Genomic DNA, 7,553 nt, shown 5'->3' on the forward strand with positions numbered 1-7,553 from the left:
GGCCTTCTTAGCTTTCAGTATCGATCATGAAGCATGTCGTGCCACGCGCCTGAAGCCTGCGGCATGCGAGATCGGCACCTTCGCGGCTCAACCCCATGAAGTTTGCGTCAAATCCGCCTGAGCGTTGCACAACGCGACGCAAGGCCCCGTCAAGCGCGCTCATTTCGCTCAGGGCGACTTTCAACAAGACCCGCTCTGCGTCGTAGCGGGAGTTGTAGCGGCCGATATTCACGCCCCATAGCCGCCCCCCGGATGTAGAAATCCGGGTCACAACCTCAGGCTGGGTGTCGACAATTGTCGCAGGTTGTGTGGCTGCTGCAAGCATCACGGCCTCTGTTGAAACAGGGCGCGCGACGGGGGTGACAGACGGTGTTTGAGTGGTGGTGTCTGCTGGGGGTAGAATATTCGCGATGGCATCGCTCACGGCCGCTTCAACGGCTTGCGCGACGACCGCATTGATGATGTCTGCCTCGACCGCAGCGATGAGGATATTTGCCTCAGGTGCAGCGGGTGTTGTCGGGCGTGCGACCGGGCGCATACTTGTCGACACAAGACCGGTCAAGCGCACGTTCTTGCCGGGCGTCGGGGCACCTGCGACCATCGCGGCGGGTGGTGTGGGGCGGCGGATCGTCGCGCTCGAGGGCGCGCGCTGGAAACCCATGTTCATCAGTTCGGTGATCCGTGCATTGCGTGATGCAGTGGATGAACCACCGAAAACAGTCGCAATGATACGCTCTTGCCCGCGCTGTGCTGACGCGACAAGGTTAAAGCCAGCCGCGCGTGTGTAGCCGGTTTTGATGCCGTCGGCGCCTTCGTAGCTATTGAGCCAGCGGCGGTTTGTGTGGCGGACTGTCGCAATACCTGCATCGGCAGACCGGCGCGAGAACAGGTTATAATACTGTGGAAAATCGTAGATGACGTGCCGACCAAGCAACGTCATATCGCGGGCAGTCGAATAGTGCCCTGCCTGGGTGAGCCCATTTGCGTTGCGAAAAGCTGTGTTGCGCATACCCATCGCACGGGCAGTGCGGTTCATTCGTTCAGCAAAAGCTTCTTCGGAGCCGGAAATCGCCTCCGCAATGGCGGTCGCCGCGTCATTGGCGGATTTCACCGCGGCGGCCCGCAACAAGAAGCGCAGCTTGATCGTCTGACCAGCGCGCAATCCCAGTTTTGACGGCGGCTCAGAGGCCGCAAGCCGGCTGATGCGTACATTGGTATCAAGCGTTATCTCGCCGCGTTCAATGGCTTGAAAGGCCACGTAGAGGGTCATCATCTTGGTGAGTGACGCCGGATGCAGCCGGGTGTCAGCGTTGCGCGAATGCAAGACTTCCCCGGTGCGTGCGTCCATCACCATCGCGGCATAGGGCGCTGCTGTACTGCGCAAGGGCGCAAGCATCACGATCAAAACGATACATAGAAATAGCCCGTGGAGGGCCCACTGTCCCAGACGACTTGTCACGTCGCTTGCCTCATTTACTGCCTCGGTGGCCCCGAATTTTTTCGGTGACCTTATTGTTAAGATGGACGCTAGCATAGGTTGGGTTTTCAGAAAATACCCTAATTTCAAAGACTTTTGGGTCGATAATCACGTTGAAATACTAGATATGGTAGTAGTGGAGTAGGTGGATACTAAATAGACGGATTTGATACGTCGCCTGCCAGACCTGCTTTGTGTGCGCATGGGGTTTTCATGTCCGACCTGTGCCTTATATATAACGCCAACCACAAAGGGCGGATTGATGCTGGCTGAGTTCTACATGATGGCGGACAAAAAAAGCGACGATGACGGCGGCGTCGGTGTGGCGCTTGAGACGAAGCCAAAAACCAAGCGGCCTCCCATGTATAAGGTGATGATCCTAAACGACGATTTCACGCCTATGGAATTCGTTGTGCATGTGCTGGAACGCTTCTTTGGTCTTTCGCATGCCCAAGCTTTTGAGCTGATGTTGACCGTCCACAAGAAGGGCGTCGCCGTTGTTGGCGTCTTCAGCCACGAAATTGCTGAGACAAAAGTGGCACAGGTGATGGATTTCGCACAGCGTCATCAGCACCCTTTGCAATGCACGATGGAGAAAGAATAGCCGCGCCGCTATTCATCCAGCCATGTCCAACTCCCGCCTCTCCACTGCCATTGATGATGGATTATTGACGTTGCCTGCGGGCGACATTGCATTGATGCGGCCGTCCGCCAGCTACGATGTTTCTGCGCTGTCGCGCGATGATCTGCAGATCGTTCACGGGTTCTATCCTGATGTTGCGGCTTGGCAGGGTGCGGGGTATCCGGTTCGACGGGTCATGCCTGATGTAGCGGTTGCGATCGTGGTTGTGCCGCGTGCGAAAGCCCTGGCGCGCGCGATGGTGGCAGATGCGTGCAAGACGGCGCAGTTGGTTATCGTGGACGGCCAAAAAACGGATGGTGTCGATAGCCTTTTCAAGGCGTGCCGGAAATCATTGGGCGAATTGCCTTCCATCACCAAAGGGCATGGCCGCATCTTCTGGTTCGCCGCAAAGGATGCCTTTGCAGAATGGACCGCCCCGCCACCTGAAAAGGGCGCGCATGGGTATTTCACCACCGCAGGCGTGTTTTCGGACGGTACTGTTGATGCCGGGTCAGCCTTGCTGGCCGCCGCGCTGCCGGACAGATTGCCCGCAAGGATGGCTGATCTAGGCGCAGGCTGGGGGTATCTGACAGCGCCGGTTCTGGCGCGCAGTGGCGTCACATCGCTTGACCTGATCGAGGCAGAGGCGCTGTCGCTGGAGTGCGCGCGTTTGAACGTCAGCGACCCGCGTGCGGCGTTCCATTGGGCCGATGCGACGCAGTTTGCGGCTGAGCCCTATGATGGGATCGTGATGAACCCGCCATTTCATGCAGGCCGCGCCTCTGATCCTTCGCTGGGTCGCAGCTTTATTCAGTCAGCGGCACGCCTTCTTGCGCCGCATGGCAAACTGTGGATGGTCGCAAATCGGCACTTGCCTTATGAGACCACACTGACAGAGTGTTTCCGCAACGTAGAAACAATCGGCGGGAATGGCGCTTTCAAACTATTCCATGCGAACAGGCCGAAACGATAGGCCTGCCTGAAAGGACTTCAAATGTCATTCTCGATTTCCGGAAAGACCGCCATTGTGACGGGTGCTGCAAATGGTGTCGGCCTTGCGATCGGGCGGCATTTTGTGGCGATGGGTGCCAATGTCGTCTTTGCGGATATGGATGAAAAAGCGCTTTCAGAACAAATGGGACAGGATGCCGACAAAGAAGAAAACGTGCGTATCTTTGCCGGTGATCTGCGCAAGAAGCTGACGATTGCAAATCTGCTGTCTGCGACTGTCGATGCGTTTGAGCGGGTGGATATCTTGGTCAACGCATCGCGTCAGGTCATGACGACCGATCCGCTTGATCCTGATGACACCTCCGTTGATGAATTGTTGCAGCAGAATGCATTGACCGCGATGCGGGTCAGCCAAGCCGTCGCGCGGCGTATGATTAAGCAAGCCGAAGGCGAGACCGAGGCCAACATTGGTGCAATCGTCAATATCAGTTCCATCGCAGCACGTCGCACGCATCCTGATCTTTTGGCTTATTCGGTCAGCTCAGCTGCGCTGGATCAGATGACACGGTCGCTTGCTGTCGCGCTGGCACCGCATGGGATCAGGGTGAATGCGGTCGCATTCGGCAGTGTCATGAGCGCGAGCCTAAAAGGGTCGCTGAAGGATCAGGATGATGTGCGCGAGGCGATCGTTGACAACACGCCCTTGCACCGCATTGCCAGCCCGGGAGAGGTTTCCGACGCGGTTCAATATCTGGCTTCTGACGCATCCGCCTTTGTCACGGGACAGATTATCACCGTTGATGGTGGCCGGACGTTGATTGATCCCGCGGCAGTGTCTGCGCACTGACTATTCTGGATTTTGGGCGATGCATTGCGCGACTGCCGCATTGCTGGCAGCCTGCGCTGCGACAAATCGTTGTTGTAAGGACGCCAGTTTTGCTTGCTCTGCACGCAAATCAATCGCGACCGGTACGTTGGTTGTGATGGTGTTGGTTTCATCGCAGGCAAAAAAGAAATCTGATCCATCCTCATTGCGGCCCCGGCACGTGCCGACAACGGTACGGAGGCTTTGGCGCTGCTCAATCGCGTAGCCGCGCGCCAGATTGCCCTCGCTCTGCGCGATCAGGCTTGCAAGAACACGGGTATCTTGGGTGACGCTATCGATGCATTGTTCACGCGGCGTGGCGCAGGCTGCAAGCACAAGAAATGGCAGGGCGATCATGGTAGGGTGCATGGGAAACCTCCGGTTTTGATCTGGATCATCGTCACCTGATCGGTATGGTGCGTAAAACGCAATAACACATGTTATTCAATATCATCGTATTAAGGACGACCCATGTCAGACGCATTTGACGCAGAAAAGAAAGCAGCATCGGCATGGTTCCGCAGCTTGCGCGATGAGATCGTCGCGGCCTTTGAGGGATTGGAAGACAGCCAAGACGCAGACGGCCCTGTTGGTCGCTTTGAAGTGACAGAGACGACGCGAAGCTCCGACGACGGAGCTGATGCGGGCGGTGGTCTGATGTCGGTGATGCGTGGCGGTCGTGTGTTCGAAAAAGTCGGTGTGAATGTCTCGACCGTCTATGGTCAACTGGGCGATGCTGCACAAACGGCGATGGCAGCCCGTGGCGTGCCCGGCATGGCCGAAGACCCACGGTTCTGGGCATCGGGAATTTCGCTGGTTGCCCATATGCAAAACCCACATGCGCCTGCCGTTCACATGAACACGCGCATGTTCTGGACCCCACATGCGTGGTGGTTTGGGGGTGGCTCGGATCTCAACCCCTGCATCGAATATGCGGAGGACACAGCACATTTCCATGCCACCCAAAAAGCACATCTCGATCCGCACGGAGAGTCGCATTACCCCAAGCTAAAGAAATGGGCGGATGAATATTTCTATATACCGCACCGCAACCGGGCGCGCGGCGTGGGTGGTATCTTTATGGATGACTACTGCACCGGCGATTGGTCCGCAGATTTCGCACTGACCCAGGATATCGGCAAGGCGTTTTTGCCCGCCTATGTGCCCTTGGTTGAAAAACGCCGGAACACGCCGTGGACCGAAGCAGATAAGGACACGCAATTGGTCCACCGCGGGCTCTATGCGGAATATAACCTCGTTTATGATCGCGGTACGAAGTTCGGGTTGACCACAGGGCATGATGCCAATGCGGTGCTGATGAGCCTGCCGCCACTGGCCAAATGGGTCTAAGTCAATCTACGCGAATGAAACGCGGGCCCTCAATGTCGCGGGCGCTGAACGGTTCTTCCTGGGGAGTGCTGCCTTCGCGCCCTGCCGCGACGTTTCTCAGGTTTGCTTCGATTTCTGCGGGCGTTGCATCCGTTCCACTGACCCGCGCAATCAACGCATATGTGCGTGGTGGTGCCACCAGGATCACAAACTGAGCCGTGCGCATTGCGCGCAAACCATCGGGGTATTTTGTGCCCGGGGCGGCGTTAAGGACCGCACGCTCCTTGGCGTTTGACGGGATCAGCAGAAACCACGCGACAAGCAGGATCAGCCCCGCGCGAAGTGTCGCCCGGAAGCCGTGATAAACTATCCGCAGTGTCAGTGGCATCTGCAATGAAGGCTCCTTTGATGTTCAGAGCCTACCCGATTTCGCCGCGATAGCTATGCGCTGCGTACTGTGTCGATCATCAGTTGCACGTTTTCGGGGTCCGCATCCGGGGTAATGCCGTGACCGAGGTTGAAAATATGCGGCCCTTTCGAGAAATCATCGCAAATGCGCCGCGTCTCTGAAACCAGAGCATCGCCGCCAGTCACCATATGGGATGATTTCAGGTTGCCCTGCACGCAACCGTCCTTTTGGACATGCGCGGCGGCCCAGGCCGCATCGACGCCGTCATCCAGCGCGACGCAATCGGCACCAGTCGCCGCATGTACGCCCACATTGCGTTGGCCTGCCCCGCGGGGAAAGACAATGACGGGGATCCCCGGATACTTGTCTTTCAGAGCTGCCGTGATCTTCTGCATAGGCCTGATCGAATAATCCATGAAGTCATCGCCCTGCAGTGACCCCGCCCAACTGTCGAAAAGCTTGACGCATTCCGCGCCCGCCTCGATCTGTTTCGACAGATAGGCGACTGTTCCTTCGGTCAGACGGTCGATGATCCCTTCAAAAACCGCGCGGTTTTCAGCCTTGAGCGCATGTGCCGGACCTTGATCCGGGGTGCCCTGACCGGCGATCATATAGGTTGCGACTGTCCAAGGGGAACCTGCAAATCCTATCAATGTGGTCTCTGACGGCAGTTCGCGGGACAGGATTTTCACGGTTTCGTAAATCGGGTTGAGCGTGTCATGGATCGCATCGGTGGGCAGAAGCTTGTCCAATTCGGCCTGTGACGTAATCGTCGACAGGCGCGGACCTTCGCCGGTGACGAACCACAGATCCGCCCCAAGCGCCTGCGGCAGTAACAAAATATCGGCAAACAAAATTGCTGCATCAAATCCAAAGCGACGGATCGGCTGCATGGTGACCTCGGCGGCGAGTTCCGGGTTGTAGCACAATGACAGGAAATCACCGGCCTGCGCGCGGGTCGCTTTGTATTCAGGCAAGTAGCGCCCCGCCTGCCGCATCATCCAAATCGGTGGCGTGGGAAGCGTTTCACCCGCGAGGGCCCGAAGAATGGTCTTTTGCTGCGGCATAATTTGTCCTTTTTTGTCATCCCCGTGGTCCCAATTGCAGAAGATGTTGTCAAGGGAGTTGTCAGGCTAGGTTGACACGTCTAACAATCCCGACATGACACTTAAATTACCGTCCCCCGCCTCGCCTTTCAACATCGGAACCCGTGGCTCCCCGCTGGCGCTCGCGCAGGCCCATGAAACACGCTCGCGGCTGATGGCGGCTTTCGATTTGCCACAGGATGCGTTCGCGGTCTGCGTGATTAAAGTGACCGGCGACGCGATCCAAGACCGCCCCCTTAAAGAGATCGGTGGCAAGGGGCTGTTTACCCGCGAAATCGAAGAGGCGCTGTTGGACGGCTCCATTGATATTGCGGTACATTCGATGAAAGACATGCCGGTTGACCAACCCGGTGGCCTGCTGTTGAACACTTACTTGCCGCGTGAAGATGTGCGTGATGCATTTGTGTCATTGAACGCCCAAGGGCTCGGTGATCTTGCGCAGGGCGCGACTGTTGGGACATCTTCGTTGCGGCGCCGGTCGCAATTGCTGGCCAAACGTCCCGATCTCAACATTGTGGAGTTCCGGGGGAATGTGCAGACCCGATTGAAAAAGCTGGGGGACGGGGTGGCTGAGGCGACGTTTCTTGCCATGGCAGGCTTGAACCGCTTGGGTATGGACGACGTGCCGCGGACTGCGATGGCACCTGAGGTCATGTTGCCAGCCGTAGCCCAAGGTGCAATTGGCATTGAACGGCGCGGTAATGATCGCCGCGCCGCAGAGATGCTCGCGGCCATTCACGACGGACCAACGGGTCAACGGCTCGCAGCCGAGCGGTCATTCCTGGCGCATCTTG

The 7,553-nt window shown here is 57.4% G+C and carries 9 protein-coding genes; 5 read left to right on the forward strand and 4 right to left on the reverse strand.

Going from position 1 to position 7,553, the window contains the following annotated elements:
- Positions 1-7: 7 nt before the first annotated feature.
- Positions 8-1,396, reverse strand: coding sequence for a serine hydrolase (locus ACFDSS_RS05175; RefSeq protein WP_375254708.1), 1,389 nt, complete (start codon positions 1,394-1,396; stop codon positions 8-10).
- Positions 1,397-1,739: 343 nt separating this feature from the next.
- Between ACFDSS_RS05175 and clpS the strand changes: the two genes are divergently transcribed.
- The 3 genes from clpS to ACFDSS_RS05190 are packed head-to-tail and all read left to right on the forward strand — an operon-like array spanning position 1,740 to position 3,897.
- Positions 1,740-2,081 carry an ATP-dependent Clp protease adapter ClpS gene (gene clpS, locus ACFDSS_RS05180; protein WP_375254698.1) on the forward strand — a complete coding sequence of 114 codons (342 nt, stop codon included), beginning with the start codon at positions 1,740-1,742 and terminating at the stop codon, positions 2,079-2,081.
- Between the two features lie 22 nt (positions 2,082-2,103).
- Entirely contained in the window at positions 2,104-3,072 is a 969-nt protein-coding gene (locus ACFDSS_RS05185; RefSeq protein ID WP_375254699.1) for a class I SAM-dependent methyltransferase, read from the forward strand.
- Between the two features lie 21 nt (positions 3,073-3,093).
- The gene (locus ACFDSS_RS05190; protein ID WP_375254700.1) at positions 3,094-3,897 is read left to right on the forward strand and encodes an SDR family NAD(P)-dependent oxidoreductase; all 804 of its coding nucleotides are present in this window, start codon (positions 3,094-3,096) and stop codon (positions 3,895-3,897) included.
- Here ACFDSS_RS05190 and ACFDSS_RS05195 read toward each other — a convergent pair whose 3' ends face one another.
- Positions 3,898-4,284 (reverse strand): hypothetical protein, encoded by a 387-nt coding sequence (locus ACFDSS_RS05195; RefSeq protein ID WP_375254701.1) that lies wholly within the window; start codon positions 4,282-4,284, stop codon positions 3,898-3,900.
- A gap of 102 nt (positions 4,285-4,386) precedes the next feature.
- Between ACFDSS_RS05195 and hemF the strand changes: the two genes are divergently transcribed.
- Positions 4,387-5,265, forward strand: coding sequence for an oxygen-dependent coproporphyrinogen oxidase (gene hemF / locus ACFDSS_RS05200; protein WP_375254702.1), 879 nt, complete (start codon positions 4,387-4,389; stop codon positions 5,263-5,265).
- 1 nt (position 5,266) lies between these two features.
- On the opposite strand, the gene ACFDSS_RS05205 is transcribed toward hemF, so the two are convergent.
- Both ACFDSS_RS05205 and hemE read right to left on the reverse strand, forming a co-directional pair.
- Positions 5,267-5,632, reverse strand: coding sequence for a hypothetical protein (locus ACFDSS_RS05205; protein WP_375254703.1), 366 nt, complete (start codon positions 5,630-5,632; stop codon positions 5,267-5,269).
- 53 nt (positions 5,633-5,685) lie between these two features.
- Positions 5,686-6,720, reverse strand: a complete 1,035-nt coding sequence (gene hemE, locus ACFDSS_RS05210) for a uroporphyrinogen decarboxylase (RefSeq protein ID WP_375254704.1) — start codon at positions 6,718-6,720, stop codon at positions 5,686-5,688.
- A 94-nt stretch (positions 6,721-6,814) separates the two neighbouring features.
- Between hemE and hemC the strand changes: the two genes are divergently transcribed.
- A partial coding sequence (gene hemC / locus ACFDSS_RS05215) for a hydroxymethylbilane synthase (RefSeq protein ID WP_375254705.1) occupies positions 6,815-7,553 on the forward strand: 739 nt, incomplete at its 3' end.

The organism is Yoonia sp., from assembly GCF_042093035.1.
GTDB lineage: Bacteria > Pseudomonadota > Alphaproteobacteria > Rhodobacterales > Rhodobacteraceae > Yoonia.

Coding starts and splice junctions, on each gene's coding strand:
- clpS (WP_375254698.1), top strand. CDS start 1,740: ATGCTGGCTGAGTTCTACATGATGGCGGACAAAAAAAGCGACGATGAC.
- ACFDSS_RS05195 (WP_375254701.1), bottom strand. CDS start 4,284: ATGCACCCTACCATGATCGCCCTGCCATTTCTTGTGCTTGCAGCCTGC.
- ACFDSS_RS05185 (WP_375254699.1), top strand. CDS start 2,104: ATGTCCAACTCCCGCCTCTCCACTGCCATTGATGATGGATTATTGACG.
- hemF (WP_375254702.1), top strand. CDS start 4,387: ATGTCAGACGCATTTGACGCAGAAAAGAAAGCAGCATCGGCATGGTTC.
- ACFDSS_RS05190 (WP_375254700.1), top strand. CDS start 3,094: ATGTCATTCTCGATTTCCGGAAAGACCGCCATTGTGACGGGTGCTGCA.
- ACFDSS_RS05175 (WP_375254708.1), bottom strand. CDS start 1,396: ATGCTTGCGCCCTTGCGCAGTACAGCAGCGCCCTATGCCGCGATGGTG.
- hemE (WP_375254704.1), bottom strand. CDS start 6,720: ATGCCGCAGCAAAAGACCATTCTTCGGGCCCTCGCGGGTGAAACGCTT.
- ACFDSS_RS05205 (WP_375254703.1), bottom strand. CDS start 5,632: ATGCCACTGACACTGCGGATAGTTTATCACGGCTTCCGGGCGACACTT.